At 36.1% G+C, this 16,394-nt stretch carries 17 protein-coding genes; 15 read left to right on the top strand and 2 right to left on the bottom strand.

Annotated features, from left to right (window positions below; all coding sequences use genetic code 11):
• The first annotated feature begins 34 nt into the window (after positions 1 to 34).
• The 3 genes from sufB (at position 35) to LN051_RS08650 (ending at position 3,995) form a co-directional block, all read left to right on the top strand.
• A complete protein-coding gene (sufB, locus tag LN051_RS08660) occupies positions 35 to 1,432 on the top strand; it encodes a Fe-S cluster assembly protein SufB (protein ID WP_229292141.1) in 1,398 nt (465 codons plus the stop codon).
• A gap of 332 nt (positions 1,433 to 1,764) precedes the next feature.
• Entirely contained in the window at positions 1,765 to 2,760 is a 996-nt protein-coding gene (locus LN051_RS08655) for a hemolysin family protein (RefSeq protein WP_229292140.1), read from the top strand.
• 167 nt (positions 2,761 to 2,927) lie between these two features.
• A complete protein-coding gene (locus LN051_RS08650) occupies positions 2,928 to 3,995 on the top strand; it encodes an NAD(P)H-dependent flavin oxidoreductase (protein WP_229292139.1) in 1,068 nt (355 codons plus the stop codon).
• A gap of 131 nt (positions 3,996 to 4,126) precedes the next feature.
• Here LN051_RS08650 and LN051_RS08645 read toward each other — a convergent pair whose 3' ends face one another.
• Entirely contained in the window at positions 4,127 to 4,822 is a 696-nt protein-coding gene (locus tag LN051_RS08645) for an alpha/beta hydrolase family protein (protein WP_229292138.1), read from the bottom strand.
• A 124-nt stretch (positions 4,823 to 4,946) separates the two neighbouring features.
• Between LN051_RS08645 and LN051_RS08640 the strand changes: the two genes are divergently transcribed.
• The 6 genes from LN051_RS08640 to yidC all read left to right on the top strand — a co-directional run bounded on the left by LN051_RS08640 (position 4,947) and on the right by yidC (position 10,272).
• Entirely contained in the window at positions 4,947 to 5,795 is an 849-nt protein-coding gene (locus LN051_RS08640) for a DUF72 domain-containing protein (RefSeq protein ID WP_229293658.1), read from the top strand.
• Between the two features lie 15 nt (positions 5,796 to 5,810).
• Positions 5,811 to 6,635, top strand: a complete 825-nt coding sequence (locus LN051_RS08635) for a sulfite exporter TauE/SafE family protein (protein ID WP_229292137.1) — start codon at positions 5,811 to 5,813, stop codon at positions 6,633 to 6,635.
• A 12-nt stretch (positions 6,636 to 6,647) separates the two neighbouring features.
• Positions 6,648 to 7,967: a bifunctional metallophosphatase/5'-nucleotidase gene (locus LN051_RS08630; RefSeq protein ID WP_229292136.1), complete on the top strand. Its 1,320-nt coding sequence runs from the start codon at positions 6,648 to 6,650 to the stop codon at positions 7,965 to 7,967.
• Positions 7,968 to 8,049: 82 nt separating this feature from the next.
• Positions 8,050 to 8,967 (top strand): lipoyl synthase, encoded by a 918-nt coding sequence (gene lipA, locus LN051_RS08625; RefSeq protein ID WP_229292135.1) that lies wholly within the window; start codon positions 8,050 to 8,052, stop codon positions 8,965 to 8,967.
• An 18-nt stretch (positions 8,968 to 8,985) separates the two neighbouring features.
• Positions 8,986 to 9,351, top strand: coding sequence for a YutD family protein (locus LN051_RS08620; RefSeq protein WP_229292134.1), 366 nt, complete (start codon positions 8,986 to 8,988; stop codon positions 9,349 to 9,351).
• 93 nt (positions 9,352 to 9,444) lie between these two features.
• A complete protein-coding gene (gene yidC, locus LN051_RS08615) occupies positions 9,445 to 10,272 on the top strand; it encodes a membrane protein insertase YidC (protein ID WP_229292133.1) in 828 nt (275 codons plus the stop codon).
• A gap of 228 nt (positions 10,273 to 10,500) precedes the next feature.
• Here the strand turns inward: yidC and LN051_RS08610 are convergent, their stop codons facing one another.
• Positions 10,501 to 10,767 (bottom strand): DUF3055 domain-containing protein, encoded by a 267-nt coding sequence (locus tag LN051_RS08610; RefSeq protein WP_229292132.1) that lies wholly within the window; start codon positions 10,765 to 10,767, stop codon positions 10,501 to 10,503.
• 98 nt (positions 10,768 to 10,865) lie between these two features.
• Between LN051_RS08610 and LN051_RS08605 the strand changes: the two genes are divergently transcribed.
• From LN051_RS08605 to dltB, 6 genes are all read left to right on the top strand, one after another.
• Complete coding sequence (locus LN051_RS08605; RefSeq protein ID WP_229293657.1) at positions 10,866 to 11,303, top strand: DUF86 domain-containing protein; 438 nt, start codon at positions 10,866 to 10,868, stop codon at positions 11,301 to 11,303.
• Positions 11,300 to 12,085 carry a TIGR01457 family HAD-type hydrolase gene (locus tag LN051_RS08600; protein WP_229292131.1) on the top strand — a complete coding sequence of 262 codons (786 nt, stop codon included), beginning with the start codon at positions 11,300 to 11,302 and terminating at the stop codon, positions 12,083 to 12,085. Before LN051_RS08605 ends, LN051_RS08600 begins: the two co-directional genes overlap by 4 nt.
• 5 nt (positions 12,086 to 12,090) lie before the next feature.
• The gene (locus LN051_RS08595) at positions 12,091 to 13,059 is read left to right on the top strand and encodes a 2-hydroxyacid dehydrogenase (RefSeq protein ID WP_229292130.1); all 969 of its coding nucleotides are present in this window, start codon (positions 12,091 to 12,093) and stop codon (positions 13,057 to 13,059) included.
• Positions 13,060 to 13,564: 505 nt separating this feature from the next.
• Entirely contained in the window at positions 13,565 to 13,696 is a 132-nt protein-coding gene (locus tag LN051_RS08590) for a teichoic acid D-Ala incorporation-associated protein DltX (RefSeq protein WP_229292129.1), read from the top strand.
• 19 nt (positions 13,697 to 13,715) lie between these two features.
• Positions 13,716 to 15,170 carry a D-alanine--poly(phosphoribitol) ligase subunit DltA gene (gene dltA, locus LN051_RS08585; protein ID WP_229292128.1) on the top strand — a complete coding sequence of 485 codons (1,455 nt, stop codon included), beginning with the start codon at positions 13,716 to 13,718 and terminating at the stop codon, positions 15,168 to 15,170.
• On the top strand, positions 15,167 to 16,387 hold the full coding sequence (gene dltB / locus LN051_RS08580; RefSeq protein WP_229292127.1) for a D-alanyl-lipoteichoic acid biosynthesis protein DltB: 1,221 nt from the start codon (positions 15,167 to 15,169) through the stop codon (positions 16,385 to 16,387). Before dltA ends, dltB begins: the two co-directional genes overlap by 4 nt.
• Positions 16,388 to 16,394 lie beyond the last annotated feature (7 nt).

The following is a 16,394-nucleotide window of genomic DNA, read 5'->3' as shown; positions in this document are numbered from 1 at the left end:
GATACAAAAAAGAAGTGAATAGGAGTGATCGTTGATGGCTAAAAAAGCACCTGATGTAGGCGATTATAAGTATGGGTTCCATGATGAAGACGTTTCAATTTTCCGTTCGGAACGTGGACTCACTGAAAATATTGTACGTGAAATTTCAAATATGAAAGAAGAACCGGAATGGATGCTAGACTTCCGTCTTAAAGCATTAAAATTATTTTATAAAATGCCAATGCCACAATGGGGTGGAGATTTATCTGAACTAGATTTTGATGATATTACGTACTATGTAAAACCATCAGAACGTTCAGAACGTTCTTGGGATGAAGTACCAGAAGAAATCAAACGTACGTTTGATAAATTAGGTATTCCTGAGGCGGAGCAAAAATATTTAGCAGGGGTATCTGCACAATACGAATCAGAAGTTGTTTACCATAATATGGAAAAAGAACTTGAAGAAAAAGGTATTGTATTTAAAGATACAGATACAGCATTAAAAGAAAACGAAGAGTTATTCAAAAAATACTTTGCATCAGTTATCCCAGCTGCCGATAATAAGTTTGCTGCTTTAAATTCAGCAGTATGGTCAGGTGGTTCATTCATTTATATTCCTAAAAATGTAAAATTGGACACACCATTACAAGCGTATTTCCGTATTAACTCTGAAAATATGGGGCAATTCGAACGTACGTTAATCATTGCGGATGAAGGTGCATCTGTAAACTATGTTGAAGGTTGTACTGCACCTGTTTATACGACGAACTCATTACACTCAGCTGTTGTAGAAATTATTGTACACAAAGATGCACATGTACGTTACACAACAATTCAAAACTGGGCAAACAACGTGTATAACTTAGTTACGAAACGTACACTCGTTCATGAAAACGGTAATATGGAATGGGTAGATGGTAACTTAGGTTCTAAGTTAACGATGAAATATCCAGCATGTGTGCTTGTAGGAGAAGGTGCAAAAGGAAGCACGTTATCTATTGCATTTGCAGGTAAAGGGCAAGTTCAAGATGCTGGTGCAAAAATGATTCATAAAGCACCGAATACATCTTCAACAATTGTCTCTAAATCAATCTCTAAAGATGGCGGTAAAGTTGTTTATCGAGGCATTGTTCACTTTGGCCGTAAAGCGAAAGGTGCACGTTCTAACATAGAATGTGACACATTAATTTTAGATAACGAATCGACATCAGATACAATTCCATATAATGAAATTTTTAATGATAATATTTCATTAGAGCACGAAGCAAAAGTATCTAAAGTTTCAGAAGAACAACTTTTCTACTTGATGTCTCGTGGTATTTCAGAAGAAGAAGCAACAGAAATGATTGTTATGGGCTTTATCGAGCCATTTACAAAAGAATTACCGATGGAATATGCTGTTGAAATGAACCGTTTAATTAAATTTGAAATGGAAGGCAGTATCGGATAAATCTGCATTGAGGTACCAAAACTTTTTAGTATTCAACTAAAGGTTTGGTGCCTTTTTTATTTGAATTTCTTATAAAATTGAATGGGAAGTATAAAATTCTATAGGAGAAATATAGGTCAACCTTTGCATCATTGATACGAAAAACCGCTTTATCAGACAGAGTAACCTAAGCGTATAAACGAAGAGATGATGAGATATGACAGATCTATACATTACTGAAACTTCGGCTATCACTGTATTCATTGCGACTTGATTTTTTGGTTTTTTTCATACACAATGATGAGCATACAACAAAACATGTAAATAGGTTGAAGTGGAAGGGGAACTGCTTAATGATCATTGCGATCATTTTATTAATTTGCGTATCATTTTTCTTTTCGGGTAGTGAAACAGCCCTAACTGCCGCGAACAAAGTAAAGCTAAGGGCAGAAGCGGAGTCAAATCGTAAATCTGCCAATCTTTTAAATTTACTTGAAAAACCGAGTGAATTTATTACGACCATTCTTATAGGGAACAATATTGCCAATATTCTTTTGCCAACGTTAGTTACGATTTGGGCGGTAGATATGGGCGTGAATGTTGGGGTAGCGTCGGTAGTACTCACTGTTGTCATCATATTATTTGCAGAGGTGATACCTAAGTCTATCGCTGCGACATCCCCAGATCCGATTGCACGATTTGTCTTTCCGGTAATTAACTTTTTTGTCATTATATTTAAGCCGCTAACGATGATTTTAAATGCGATTACTGATTTGATTAATCGTTTGATTACGCGAGGCCGTAATGAAGAAAGACTGTCTAAAGAAGAAGTGCGTGCTATGGTTTCGATTGCAGGAAGCGAAGGTGCTTTTAATGAAATGGAGCGCAATCGAATACAAGGGGTTATGAATTTTGACCGACTTAAAATTAATGATGTCAATAATACGCCACGTGTAAATGTCACTTCTTTAAATGTGGAAGATGAATATAGTGAAGTTTATGAAGTAGTAATGAATCATCCATATACACGTTATCCAGTGTATGAAGGGGACATTGATAACGTCGTTGGTGTATTTCATTCCAAATATTTACTCGCTTGGAGCCAAGAACCAGAAAAATCATTGCGTGATTTTTGTTCAGAGCCTTTATTCGTTTACGAACATAATCATGCAGAATGGGTGTTGCGTAAAATGACTGTGACACGTAAACATTTAGCCATTGTGATAGATGAGTATGGAGGTACTGATGCCATTGTGACGCATGAAGACCTTATAGAGGAAATGTTGGGCATGGAAATTGAAGACGAGATGGATAGAGTAGAAAGTAAAATGATTGAAAACGTACGCTAACATAGGGATCATCTAAAATAAAAAAAGACGTAGGGCTAGTGCATGTGATGATGAAATCTTCTTGATTTTGAGTTTAGGCACTTAGAGCTTTACGTCTTTTTTATGAGGGTTTAAAAATAAAGAAGAGGTTAAAGTAAAACATAAGTATTAGAAGTGGAGGAGAGACAATGTGGAAATCTACTCTTTTTACAAAACAATGCGGCATACGTATACCTATCGTACAAGCTGGGATGGCAGGTTCAACTTCTCCTGAGTTAGTCGCTACTGTTAGTGAATATGGAGGACTTGGGACGCTTGGTGCTGGTTATGATACACCGGAGCAACTTAAGAATCATATTAAAACGGTTAAACAATTAACGGCACGCCCTTTCGCGGTTAATTTATTTGTACCTGAAAGTGTCGATTATCAAGAAGAGGATGTTCAAAAGATGAATGCACATTTAAAGCCTTATTTAGACCATTTGGACTTAAATGCATCTTATCCAGAAAGTCATACGGCAGCGCAGTTTGAATCGTTAATAGATATCGTGATAGATTTAGAGGTTCCAATTTGTAGTTTTACATTCGGTATCCCGCCTGCACATACGATAAAAAAATTGAAAAAGCAAGGCATAATCATTATAGGTAGTGCAACATCCGTAAATGAAGCAATCGAAAACGAGCGTGCTGGTGTAGACAGTATAGTAGCTCAAGGCGGTGAAGCTGGAGGGCATCGAGGTACATTTAATAATACGGCGTCTCCAGTAAATATTGGAACAATGGCGCTTATACCACAAGTGGTAGACCATGTTTCAATTCCAGTCATTGCAGCTGGAGGTATTATGGATGGCAGAGGTGTGAGTGCGGCGTTTATGTTAGGTGCTTCAGGTGTACAAATGGGGACGGCTTTTTTAACGACCGATGAGGCCGGTTCTAAACCAGTGCATCGTGAAGCTTTAATGAAACATGTGGAAACAGAGACGACGATGACGCGTTTATATAGTGGTAAATGGGCGCGTGGTATTCATACTCGATTAATCGATGAATTACGTGCACAACACGTTGAACCTTTACCTTATCCTATCCAAAATGATTTAACGAAAAATTTGCGTAAAGTAGCAGCGGAACGTGGTTATGAAGCGTGGACACATTTATGGAGTGGACAGGGGTTAAGGTTATCTCGAAAAATGTCGACACAAGCCCTATTGGCGTCCCTCGAATGCGAGACAGAAGAAACATTAGGAAAGTTTCAATGATAAAGGATACAATTGAATGATAACGTGTGCCGACCTTATCAAGGATATAATGTGTTTTAAAATTGACTTTTAATATAGAAGATTCATGAGGTCATAACTTTTGTACCCTCATGAATCTTTTAATTTTATTTTTATGGCGTTGCAAATTGTTTTAACCAAGATAACATCAAATGAAAGTGCGCACCTTTAGGATTAATACAATCCAAATGATCTAAATACGGCAATGCATAAAAGGTTGTAAAGTAGCCTTTACGATAGTTTTCGTGTACATAAGATATCGACGTATCAATGTGAACAGAAGTATCATTGTATCCATGGATAAGCAATATATCCGTTTCTACAGGAAGTTGCGTAAGTGGAGACGCTAATTTTAAAGCGTTTGTATTATGCGTATCAAAATATTCAGGTACAGCATCTTGTCCAAGATGATTGTGTAGCGTGTAAAGTACGTCGGTAACTGGCGCCAATGCGACAATAGCATCGAAATCACTATGCCGCAATAAAACGATTTGACCTCCGACAGAGTGTCCGATTCCGATAATTTTTTTCGGCGTAAACTGCGAGTTTCTAAAATGTTGAATGGCATCGTGGACATCATCTGATGGCGCCGGCCAAGTATGTGATTGGCCACGGCGATATTCTATATTAATAACAGAGTAACCTGCGTCGATGAGTGCATCGATAAACGGGCCCATCATGTGTTTGTCAAATTTTTCTCGCCAATAACCGCCATGTATCAATGCGATCCAAGTGGTACTTTGACTGTTTGGATTAACGTAAATATCATAATGTTGATCTTGATGTGAACCATAAGTCAATTGCTCCATTATTTGTCACTCCTAAAAGGATATTTTCTTAATTTTACCCTAAGTCTGTTTAAAGAAACGAAAGGTTTTATGTTGAAGTCGTATAATATGGAATGAATATGATAAAATGAAGTCGGTGATATACATGATAGAGATAGGACTGACGGGGTGGGGCGACCACGATACGTTATATGAAGATTTAACGAGGAAAACAGATAAATTACAAACATACGCAAGTCATTTTCCGATTGTTGAACTAGATGCATCGTATTACGCCATTCAACCTGAACGCAATATTTTAAAATGGATTAAAACAACACCTGAACGTTTTAAATTTGTAGTTAAAATTCATCAAGCACTTACTTTGCATGCAGATTATAAAGATTTCGCAGATACTAGAGAAGCGTTATTTGAATCATTTAATCTCATGCTTCAACCTTTAACTCAAGCAAATAAACTTGCCATGGTGCTTGTACAATTTCCGCCTTGGTTTGATTGTAATATTAAGCATATTAAATATATTCGTTTTGTTAAATCACAATTGGAAAACGTACCTATTTGTATTGAATTTAGACATCGTTCATGGTTTGAAGACAAAATGAAAGAATATACGCTTGAATTTTTAACTGAGCAAGAACTGATTCATGCCGTATGTGACGAACCTCAAGTCGGAGATGGCTGTATTCCGCTTGTTAATCGTGTCACACATGAGACGGCCTTTGTACGCTTTCATGGCCGTAATATTCACGGATGGACGAAAAAAGATATGTCTGATCAGGAATGGCGAGATGTCCGCTATTTATATAACTACAAAGAAACAGAATTACAGGATTTAGCTGATAAAGTACGTATTTTAAATCAAAAAGCCAAGCATGTGTATGTTATTTTTAATAACAATTCTGGTGGGCATGCGGCTAATAATGCTAAAACCTTTCAAAAATATCTGGATATTGACTATGAAGGTCTCGCACTACAACAACTTAAACTTTTTTAATAAGGAGGTAATGTGATGAGTATAGCGTTATTAATCATTATTGGGTTAGTTTCAGCAATCATCGGGTCATTAGTAGGTATTGGTGGAGGCATCATTATCGTCCCGACATTGATTTATTTTGGAATGACGCAAGGATTACTGCAAGGCATTACCCCTCAAACCGCAATAGGAACTTCTTCAATCATTCTTATTGCGACAGGTCTTTCGTCTACATTAGGTTATTTGAAAGTGAAGCAAGTCGATGTTAAAAATGGCCTTATTTTTTTAGTGGGTATTTTACCTGGTGCTTTTATAGGTGCTTATTTAAGTCGCTATTTGACGATAGATTCATTTAATTTTTATTTTGGTATATTTTTAATTTTTGTCGCAATGTTACTCATGATGAGACATAAAATTCCTCCCATTAAAGCCTTTCAGAAACCCGAATATATGAAGCATTTTGTAGATGCACATGGTGTCCATTATGAATACGGCGTAGTACCGTATATTGCTATCATTGCTTCTTTTATTATTGGTCTTACTTCAGGTTTATTTGGTATCGGCGGAGGGGCATTAATGACACCATTAATGTTGCTCGTTTTCCGTTTTCCACCACATGTTGCGGTAGGGACAAGTATGATGATGATATTCTTTTCGAGCTTAGCTGGTTCAATCGGTCACATTCTTTTAAACCATGTCGTATGGGGGTATGGTATTGTATTAATTATTTCTAGCTACATTGGTGCGCAAATTGGTGTGAAAGTTAATAAAGCGATAAAATCAGATGTCATTGTTTTAATTTTGCGTATCGTCATGTTGGCGTTAGGCATGTACTTAATTTTTCAAACAATAGCAGGATAAGGAGAGAGGTATATGCGTATCACAATTTATCATACTAACGATATACATAGTCATTTGCATGAGTATCAACGTATCGCACGTTATATGGCAGATTATCGCTCATTATTAGGTCATCCTTCGCTTTACATTGATATTGGTGATCACGTTGATTTGTCTTTACCTGTAACAGAAGGGACGATGGGGAAACGTAATGTGGCATTGTTAAATGATGCCGATTGTGATATTGCTACGATTGGAAATAATGAAGGGATGACACTCTCACACGAAGCCCTACAAACGTTATATTCAGATGCTAATTTTACGGTTACATGTGCAAACGTATTTGATGACAAAGGGGCATTACCTGAAAATTTCGTGTCTTCTATTATAAAAAATATCGATGGAGTCCGGTTGTTGTTTGTTGCTGTAACAGCGCCTTTTACACCATTTTATCGTGCTTTAGACTGGGTCGTAACCGACCCGTTTGAAGCGATTAAAGCTGAAATAGTGAGCCATAAAAATGAATATGATGTGCTACTTGTAATGAGTCATGTGGGTATATTTTTTGATGAAATGCTGTGTGAAAAACTTCCTGAAATTGATGTGATATTTGGTGCGCACACACATCATTATTTTGAAAAAGGTCAAATAGAAAATGGCGTGCTCATGGCTGCAGCTGGTAAATACGGAGACTTCTTAGGTGAAGTGACATTAGATATTGAAGATGGCCAAGTCATTCATAAGTGTGCGAGACTTCATGCGTTAGCTACTTTGCCAGAAGTTGAAACAGACTTTGACTCAGAGGGACGTGCTTTATTAAACGAGCCAGTCATAGCTAAGCCGATGACCTTAGATAGTGCAACTCATTGTATTACTAAAGTGAGCTATCTGCTCGCGGAAAGTATTTATGAATTTACAGAGGCAGATTGCACAATTATCAACGCAGGATTAGTTGTAAAAGGGTATCGTCATAAGCAACTGACAGAGTATGATATTCATCAAATGTTGCCACATCCCATTAATACGGTCCGAGTCAAATTAAGTGGACGAAAATTAAAAGAAATCATTCTATTAGCAAGTCAAAATGAGTATATCCATCAACATGCACAAGGATTAGGTTTTCGTGGTGATATCTTTGGTGGTTATATTCTATATGAAGCAGGGTATATTGCTTCTTCTCAACGTTGTTTTGTAAAAGGCCGTGAAATTATAGATGAGGAAACGTATACATTAGGTACTGTGGACATGTATACGTTTGGACGTTATTTTCCGTTATTAAAAGATGAAGCTGTTTCGTATCTTATGCCTGAATTTTTGCGAGACATTTTCAAAGAAAAATTATTGCGTCTATGAAATTAAGCCACTAGATTTTAATTTAAGTCAAAGTTCGTTATAATGTAATGAGACCTAAAACTACAGGAGGGTATCTGCTGTTATGGCTACAAAAAATGAAGAAATTCTACGTAAACCAGATTGGTTGAAAATAAAATTAAACACTAATGAGAACTATACTGGGCTCAAAAAAATGATGCGTGAAAAAAACCTACATACGGTATGTGAGGAAGCCAAGTGTCCAAACATTCACGAATGTTGGGGAGCACGTCGTACAGCAACGTTTATGATTTTGGGGGCTGTGTGTACGCGTGCGTGTCGTTTTTGTGCGGTTAAAACTGGATTGCCAAATGAGCTTGATTTAGAAGAACCAGAACGCGTAGCAGAGTCGGTTGAGTTAATGAATCTTAAGCACGTGGTTATTACAGCGGTAGCACGTGATGATTTAAAAGACGCAGGTTCAAATGTGTATGCTGAAACAGTACGTAAAGTACGTGAACGCAATCCATTTACAACTATTGAAATTTTACCGTCTGATATGGGCGGGGATTACGAAGCGCTTAAAACATTAATGGCTTCTAAACCGGATATTCTTAACCATAATATCGAAACCGTACGTCGTCTCACACCGAGAGTACGTGCACGTGCCACATATGATCGTACGTTGGAATTTTTACGTCGTTCTAAAGAATTACAACCAGACGTACCAACGAAATCAAGTCTTATGGTTGGTTTAGGGGAAACGATTGAAGAAATCTACGAAACAATGGACGATTTGCGTGCGAATGATGTAGATATTTTAACGATTGGACAGTATTTACAACCATCTCGTAAACATTTAAAAGTACAAAAATACTACACACCATTAGAATTTGGTAAGTTACGTAAAATCGCGATGGAAAAAGGGTTTAAACATTGCCAAGCAGGTCCATTAGTACGTAGTTCATATCACGCAGACGAACAAGTAAATGAAGCAGCCAAAGAAAAACATCGTCTAGGTGAAGCGCAATTGAATCAATAATATCAAGGTGTGATAAACATGATAAAAGTAGGTAACCATTACTTTGAGCTCCTTGAATCATATCAAGATGGCTTTGTTGAAGAAGACTTTGTCGCGAGGTACTCAGAAATTTTAGATAAGTACGATTTTATAGTAGGCGATTATGGTCACGAACAGTTACGCTTGAAAGGCTTTTATTATGATTCAAATCGAAAAGCGGACTTTAATAAACGTTTCTCTACAATCCAAGATTATTTATATGAATATTGTAATTTTGGATGTGCTTATTTCATCGTACGTCGATTAAGCAAACACGAGGCAGAAAAGCACTTTGCAGAAGACGCGTTTGTAGTAAGCGAAGATAAATTAAAAGACGTTAAAATTCAGCCAAGTATACAAGAATAGTGTTTAATATTAAATAGAAGTATAGATGAAGTCGTAGTATTTCATTTATACTTCTTTGTTTTTAAGGCATGTTATACTTATTTATGACTATGTATGAGAAAGGATAGAGTGATGTTAGCACAAATTAAAAAGGGAATGTTTGTGCTCAGTTTGATTATCGTTTTAACGGGATGTTCTTCTAAGAAGGATAATTTATTTACACAAGGGTTTGATGCCATATTTATCGCACCGATGCAATGGTTACTTGGGCTTTTTAGTAGTTGGTTTGGTGGTCAGTTTGGTTTTGGGATTATTTTATTAGTGTTGCTCGTACGCTTTTGTATGCTTCCGTTTATGATTCGTCAATCTAAAGTGAGTCATCGTATCCGACAGATTAAGCCTGTTGTGATGCCGCAACTGAATCAAGCCAAAGAAGTAGTGAAAGCAACTCAAGTACCTGAGGAAAAACGTCAAGCGCAAAAGCAATTGATGCAATTGTATCAACAATACGGGATGCACCCTTATCAAACGATGCTTGGGTGTTTACCGATGCTTTTACAGTTTCCTATACTTTTAGGACTTTTGTATGCCATCAAGCATCCGAGTGAACATATTTTAATGACGGAAATGCAATTTTTAGGTTTTGATTTGAGACATCCTACTGTGGTGCTTACATGTTTGGCGGGACTGTTATACTGTATTCAACCATTAGTGAATATGGGGAATTTTGAACGTAAACGTTTCACAATCGTATTAGCGATTTTAATGCCGCTATTTATTATGTTTGCAGCCACGCAAACGCCAAGCGCAATTGCTTTATATTGGATTACAAATGCGAGTTTCCTTATCGTCCAAATGACATTGACGAATCTTATTTTTAGAAAGCGTGCGCAAAAAGAGGCGAAGGCATTGGAACGCCAATTTTCTCGAAAAGATAAATAAATAGTGGACCAATATATTTCAAGGGTGAAAAAATGAAACGGATCTACCAATATGATTGTCACACACAAAACTGCCTAGGATGACGAAATACATTTCCATCCTAGGCAGTAATTGGCTTTATAAATTTTATGAGTAGCTTCAAGCGTCTCATCTTCAAATTTTTAAATTAAGACGCACGTAGCACTGTTTAAACGGTACGGATAGTGACATATGCTTACCGTATCTGTTTTATTGGATGACTTCATGAAGGTAATCAGTAATTTCATCTGCTTCTTCGTCATTAACGCCTAAAATATAGGCAATATAGCCTTCTTCTTCTAAATCATCTGTTCCAATAATGCCAAATTTATTTGTTTGTGTATTTAAGACTAGTGTTTTTCCGTAATGTCGATCAGTTTGGATTAACACTAAATCATAACGACTATGTTCTCCCACGAAGCCAACGAAGCGGACTTGTGAAGGCTCAATGTCATCATATAAGTACATGTCTATCATTTTAAGCGCTCCTTCAATGAAAATGTTAAGCCAAGTATAACGATAAATGAATAGAACTGCAAAATTGTGATATGATTAAAATAATAGAGGTGACGAAAATGTATTTTGTGAATAAGGAAGAATTATCTCGAAAACTTACATATTTAAGACAACTAACAAATGATTATGCATCATCGAAGGAAAACCATTACGCATTTGAACGTGTAGCACATATGTTGATTGAAGCTTCAGTAGATATTGGGAATATGATTATTGATGCTTTTATTTTAAGGGATCCTGGTAATTACAAAGATGTAATTGATATTTTAGAACTTGAAGGCGCAATATCTAAATCGACACAAACTCATTTGCATCAAACGATTGATGTACGCAAGCGTTTTGTACATTTATATGACACGTTACATGTTGAAGAAATCGAACCAATTTTTGACGAAGCAATACCTTATTATCGACAATTCATTGATGAAGTCATTCACTTTTTAGAAAATGAAAATGTACCTGTTACCGCATTTGGAAAAGGAGCGCGTGCAGAATGAAAGCCTATCAAGCATATCTCATTGATTTAGATGGAACATTATATAAAGGAAACGAAGCGATTTCAGGTGCCAAAGCATTTATTGATTATCTTAACACCGAAAATATTCCCCATCTTTATGTTACAAACAATTCAACAAAATCTCCAGATGACGTAGTTCAAAAGCTAAAAAGTATGGGGATTAATGCGAAACCTCAAGAAGTCGTTACTTCTGCAATGGCGACCGCGGATTACATTGCAACTGAAAAACCAGATGCTTCTGTTTATATGGTTGGCGCTTCTGGTTTAGAGACGGCGTTAAAAGAAGCAGGATTACAGCTGAAATCAGATACAGATGTGGATTTTGTTGTCATGGGCTTAGATGAACAAATCACATATGAAAAATTAACGATAGCAACATTAGCTGTACAAAAAGGTGCGACATTCATCTCAACCAATAAGGACCCTTCAATTCCGAAAGAACAAGGTTTTTTACCAGGCAATGGTTCGTTAACAAGCGTTGTGACAGTATCTTCTAAAACGGACCCAATATTTATTGGGAAACCAGAGACACCAATAATGAAAAAAGCGCTGGATTTACTACAAGTCAATCCAACAGACGTGGCAATGATTGGTGATTTGTATGAAACTGACATCTTATCGGGGATTAATGTGGGAATCGATACAATACATGTTCAAACGGGTGTTACTTCAGAACAGGAAGCGATGACCAAACCGATGCCTCCTACTTATAGTGTAAGAGATTTAACCGTTTTAAAACAACAACTTGAAAAGGGGGAATGATACCTATGAATAAAATTTTAGTCACGCGACAGATACCAGAAAAATTTAAAGCGCGTTTAGAGCAATATGCTGAAGTTGAAATATGGGATCATCATCTTACGCCGATGCCAAGAGAGCAGTTTTTAGAGGCTGCCAAAGATAAGACAGCTTTACTTGTCACACTAAGTGAACAAATAGATGAGACACTTTTTCATGCAGCACCACATTTGAAAATTGTTGCTAATATGGCAGTGGGTTACGATAATATTGATTTAGCAGCAGCTGAACGTCATGAAGTCGCTATCTCCAATACGCCTCACGTATTAACAGAAACTACGGCAGAGTTAGGATTTGCTTTAATGTTAGCAACGTCTCGTCGTATCGTAGAAGCGGAAAAATATGTACAAGAAGGTAAATGGGAAAGTTGGGGGCCGTATCTATTAGCAGGTAAAGATATTTATCGATCAAAAGTAGGCATATTTGGTATGGGTGAAATTGGCAGAGCGTTTGCGAGACGTTTAAGAGGCTTTAATGCGGATATTCTATATCATAATCGCTCGCGTAATGCAAAAGCCGAAAGCGAGTTGGGCGCGTTTTACACGTCTTTTGAAACGTTAATTCAGGAAAGTGACTTTATTATTTCTACAGCCCCTTCTACTCCAGAAACACAAAACGTTTTCAATCATGAGGCATTTAAAAAAATGAGAAAAGATGCCATATTTATTAATATTAGACGTGGTGATTTAGTTGTAGAGGAAGACTTAGTAGATGCTATCGAAAATGGTGAAATCGCAGGAGCTGGACTAGACGTGGTACGCGACGAACCGATTCGAATGGATCATCCATTATTAAAATTCCCCAATGTGATTGTAACACCACACATTGGCAGTGCTTCAGTATTAACGCGAGACCAAATGATTCAAACGTGCGTGCTTAATATTGAAGATGTTTTCAATGACAGAACTGCGCGTAACCAAGTTATGCATAAAGCGTAGTTTTTATAAGTATGAGCAAATGATGGTTGAGATGAGTTTAGAAAAAAAGTATTTTAATTTTGAACAGAACTGAAACGATACGCAAAATGATTTCTCAAATTTTGTTGTATTGTGAAGGTTCTGTTCAAATTTTGTTTTAGTGCTAATTTACTAGGTTTCATAGAGTCCTCAACTATGGGATTAAGTTAAGCATGACAATACGAAATTAGAGTGAAATAGACTTGTAGGAGAAGCTAAATTTTTAGTAAAATATATTTCTAAGACTTAAGTCTGATTTAGTTTAAAATTTACTTAAATTATTCGAAATACGAGATATAATGAGTGAATAGTATTATAATATTACGTGTGTAAATGAATGGAACAGATGAATGAGAAATGTGAAGTATGTTTTATGTTTTGGGAATAAACTTAAAGGAAGTCAATGTTCGAAAGATGGGGCACATTGTTCACTTCTGAATCACCAGTTCTATGCACGACAATTTTTAAAGAAGAGAAGTGACGTACTATGAAATTGGCAAATCATGTGTATCTAAAGTCATTTTTATTAATGGTATTCTATTTTGCTATTATGATGGCTTTGTATTTGTTGTACGGAGACGGTGGTGCACAAAGTACATTTGTCTACAATGAATTTTAATATTTAAGGAGTAATGACGATGAGAGATATTTTAGAGGCAATTCGTTATTTTAGTGAAACCACTCCAAAGAAAAATGCGGTGCAACATCAGACTAACACATTAACTTATTCCGAATTAGAGACATATTCGAACGAACTTGCATTACAACTTAAGAACGCAACACAACCGATTGTCGTTTATGGACATATGTCGCCCTATATGATTGTGGGAATGATTGCAGCATTAAAAGCAGGATGTGGCTATGTACCGATTGATTATTCGATTCCAGTCAATCGTATCGAATCTATCGTTAACAGGATTCAACCAAGTTTATTTTTAAATACAATGACCGACACAATGACGATTGACAATGTAAAGGTCGTTGACGTGGAATCATTGAAGTTGACAGGTGTAAAAGAACACGTTTCAAACATTCGTCCAGATTCTATTGCATATACGATTTTTACATCGGGTTCGACAGGGGAACCTAAAGGTGTGCAGATTTATTATGATAGTCTAGTAGATTTTGCGCATTGGGTAGATGATTTAAACCAAAATAAAGAAGGACAAGTTTGGTTAAACCAAGCACCGCTTTCTTTTGACCTATCTGTGATGACGATATATCCAGCGCTAGTTTCTGGGGGAACGATTCAATTTGTGTCTAAAGACATGATTATTAACCCGAAAGCATTGCACGAATTATTCGTTTCACAACCGATAGATGTATGGGTATCTACACCGTCATTTATGGAAATGTGCTTATTATTACCTTCATTTAATGCAGAACAAATGCCGAACACATCGACATTTTTATTCTGTGGTGAAGTTTTTGGACATAAATCGGCACAACGTTTATTAAAACAATTCCCTAATTCTGCAATTTATAATACGTATGGTCCAACTGAAGCAACTGTAGCAATTACAAGTATCTTAGTGACAGAAGACGTATTAGAGCAGTTTGAAAGTGTACCTATCGGTGTACCAAGACCTGGTGTAGCATTACGTGTGACAGAAGAGAATGAACTTGTCATTGAAGGATCATGCGTAAGTGCAGGATATGTGAAAGACCCAGAGCGTAGTGCACGTGTGTTTTTTGAAACAAATAAAACACGAGGCTACTTAACTGGTGATAGCGCAAAATTTGAAAATAATCAATGGTTCATTCAAGGACGTATCGATAACCAAATTAAATATAACGGTTATCGAATGGAGCTTGAAGAAATCGAAGCAAAATTGAATCGCTTAGACGAAATTAGTAACGCTATGGTAGTGCCAGTGCGCAAAAATAACAAGGTAAAATTGCTTAAAGGTGTTGTACAGCTTTCATCACAAGATCTAGATGAAAAAGAAGCAGTTAAAGCGATTAAACAACGTATCAAACAAGAATTACCGGACTATATGATTCCACAACAATGGGTATGCGTGGAACAAATGCCATTAAATAATAATGGTAAAATTGACCGAAAAATGATTAACGAGGTATATCAATCATGACACCATATGGTTCATTGCACTTTTTCTTGATTGCATTTATCATTTTACTTCCTATTATTATATTAGGATTGTTTAGTAAACGATCAAAGATTTATAATGCACTCAGTACAATTGTCATGTTGATCATCATTTTTGCTGATCACAAGTACAATTTTTTAGGTATTAAATATTTAAGTTATCATACGATAACGTTTTTCCTTTACATCATTTGGCAAGTTTTATTGATTAAAGGCTATGAAAAATTAAATAAAAATAAAGAGAGCAACTCTACAGCATTATATGTCACTGTACTTTTCTTATCCTTATTACCATTAATTATCGTTAAAATTCTTATGAGTTCTTGGCTAGGGACGGGACAAGTACATATGTACAGTTCCAAACTATTAAGTATGTTTGGATTTTTAGGTATTTCTTATATAGCGTTTAAGAGTATTCAGTTGATTATGGAAATCCGTGATCACTCAATCAAAGAAATACCACTTAAGAAATTGTTGGCGTTTATGACATTCTTCCCAACAATTTCATCTGGTCCGATTGATCGCTTTAGACGTTTTGTCAAAGATGAAAAGAAAGTGCCAGATTCAGCGCAATATAGACAACTTTTAGAAAAAGCCATCCATTATGTTATGCTCGGATTCTTATACAAATACATTGTGGCATTCTTAATTCAGAAATATGTAACTACCCCAATGGGTGGACATTTAACGTCATTTACAGATTACTGGATTTACATGTATGGCTATACATTCTATATTTTCTTTGATTTTGCAGGTTACAGTTTGTTTGCAGTAGCCTTTAGTTATATTTTAGGTGTTCAAACACCAATGAACTTCAATAAACCATTTATGGCTAAAAATATTAAAGATTTCTGGAACCGTTGGCACATGTCGCTTTCTTTCTGGTTCAGAGATTGTGTATATATGCGTATCGTCTTTTTTATGACGAAAAAGAAATATATGAAATCAACATTCCATATATCAAATTTAGCATTTTTAATCAATTTCGGAATTATGGGGATATGGCATGGGCTTGAATGGCATTACATTATTTATGGTTTATTCCATGCAGCATTATTTATTGGATATGCTTATTATGAAAGATGGCGTAAAAAACGTTTTGGTCAACTTAAACATCCGTTTTTCAATGTAATGGGTATCCTTATTACTTTCCACTTTATAGCATTTGGACTTTTAATATTCTCAGGGAAACTGATTTAATTTAGGA

Origin of the sequence: Staphylococcus ratti (genome assembly GCF_020883535.1) — a bacterium.
Taxonomy (GTDB): domain Bacteria; phylum Bacillota; class Bacilli; order Staphylococcales; family Staphylococcaceae; genus Staphylococcus; species Staphylococcus ratti.
This window is presented reverse-complemented; position numbering and strand designations above follow the sequence as displayed.

Bases quoted from the DNA above. Each gene is read 5' to 3' on its own strand.
- sufB (WP_229292141.1), top strand. From the start codon at position 35: ATGGCTAAAAAAGCACCTGATGTAGGCGATTATAAGTATGGGTTCCAT.
- LN051_RS08655 (WP_229292140.1), top strand. From the start codon at position 1,765: ATGATCATTGCGATCATTTTATTAATTTGCGTATCATTTTTCTTTTCG.
- LN051_RS08650 (WP_229292139.1), top strand. From the start codon at position 2,928: ATGTGGAAATCTACTCTTTTTACAAAACAATGCGGCATACGTATACCT.
- LN051_RS08645 (WP_229292138.1), bottom strand. From the start codon at position 4,822: ATGGAGCAATTGACTTATGGTTCACATCAAGATCAACATTATGATATT.
- LN051_RS08640 (WP_229293658.1), top strand. From the start codon at position 4,947: ATGATAGAGATAGGACTGACGGGGTGGGGCGACCACGATACGTTATAT.
- LN051_RS08635 (WP_229292137.1), top strand. From the start codon at position 5,811: ATGAGTATAGCGTTATTAATCATTATTGGGTTAGTTTCAGCAATCATC.
- LN051_RS08630 (WP_229292136.1), top strand. From the start codon at position 6,648: ATGCGTATCACAATTTATCATACTAACGATATACATAGTCATTTGCAT.
- lipA (WP_229292135.1), top strand. From the start codon at position 8,050: ATGGCTACAAAAAATGAAGAAATTCTACGTAAACCAGATTGGTTGAAA.
- LN051_RS08620 (WP_229292134.1), top strand. From the start codon at position 8,986: ATGATAAAAGTAGGTAACCATTACTTTGAGCTCCTTGAATCATATCAA.
- yidC (WP_229292133.1), top strand. From the start codon at position 9,445: ATGAGAAAGGATAGAGTGATGTTAGCACAAATTAAAAAGGGAATGTTT.
- LN051_RS08610 (WP_229292132.1), bottom strand. From the start codon at position 10,767: ATGATAGACATGTACTTATATGATGACATTGAGCCTTCACAAGTCCGC.
- LN051_RS08605 (WP_229293657.1), top strand. From the start codon at position 10,866: ATGTATTTTGTGAATAAGGAAGAATTATCTCGAAAACTTACATATTTA.
- LN051_RS08600 (WP_229292131.1), top strand. From the start codon at position 11,300: ATGAAAGCCTATCAAGCATATCTCATTGATTTAGATGGAACATTATAT.
- LN051_RS08595 (WP_229292130.1), top strand. From the start codon at position 12,091: ATGAATAAAATTTTAGTCACGCGACAGATACCAGAAAAATTTAAAGCG.
- LN051_RS08590 (WP_229292129.1), top strand. From the start codon at position 13,565: ATGAAATTGGCAAATCATGTGTATCTAAAGTCATTTTTATTAATGGTA.
- dltA (WP_229292128.1), top strand. From the start codon at position 13,716: ATGAGAGATATTTTAGAGGCAATTCGTTATTTTAGTGAAACCACTCCA.
- dltB (WP_229292127.1), top strand. From the start codon at position 15,167: ATGACACCATATGGTTCATTGCACTTTTTCTTGATTGCATTTATCATT.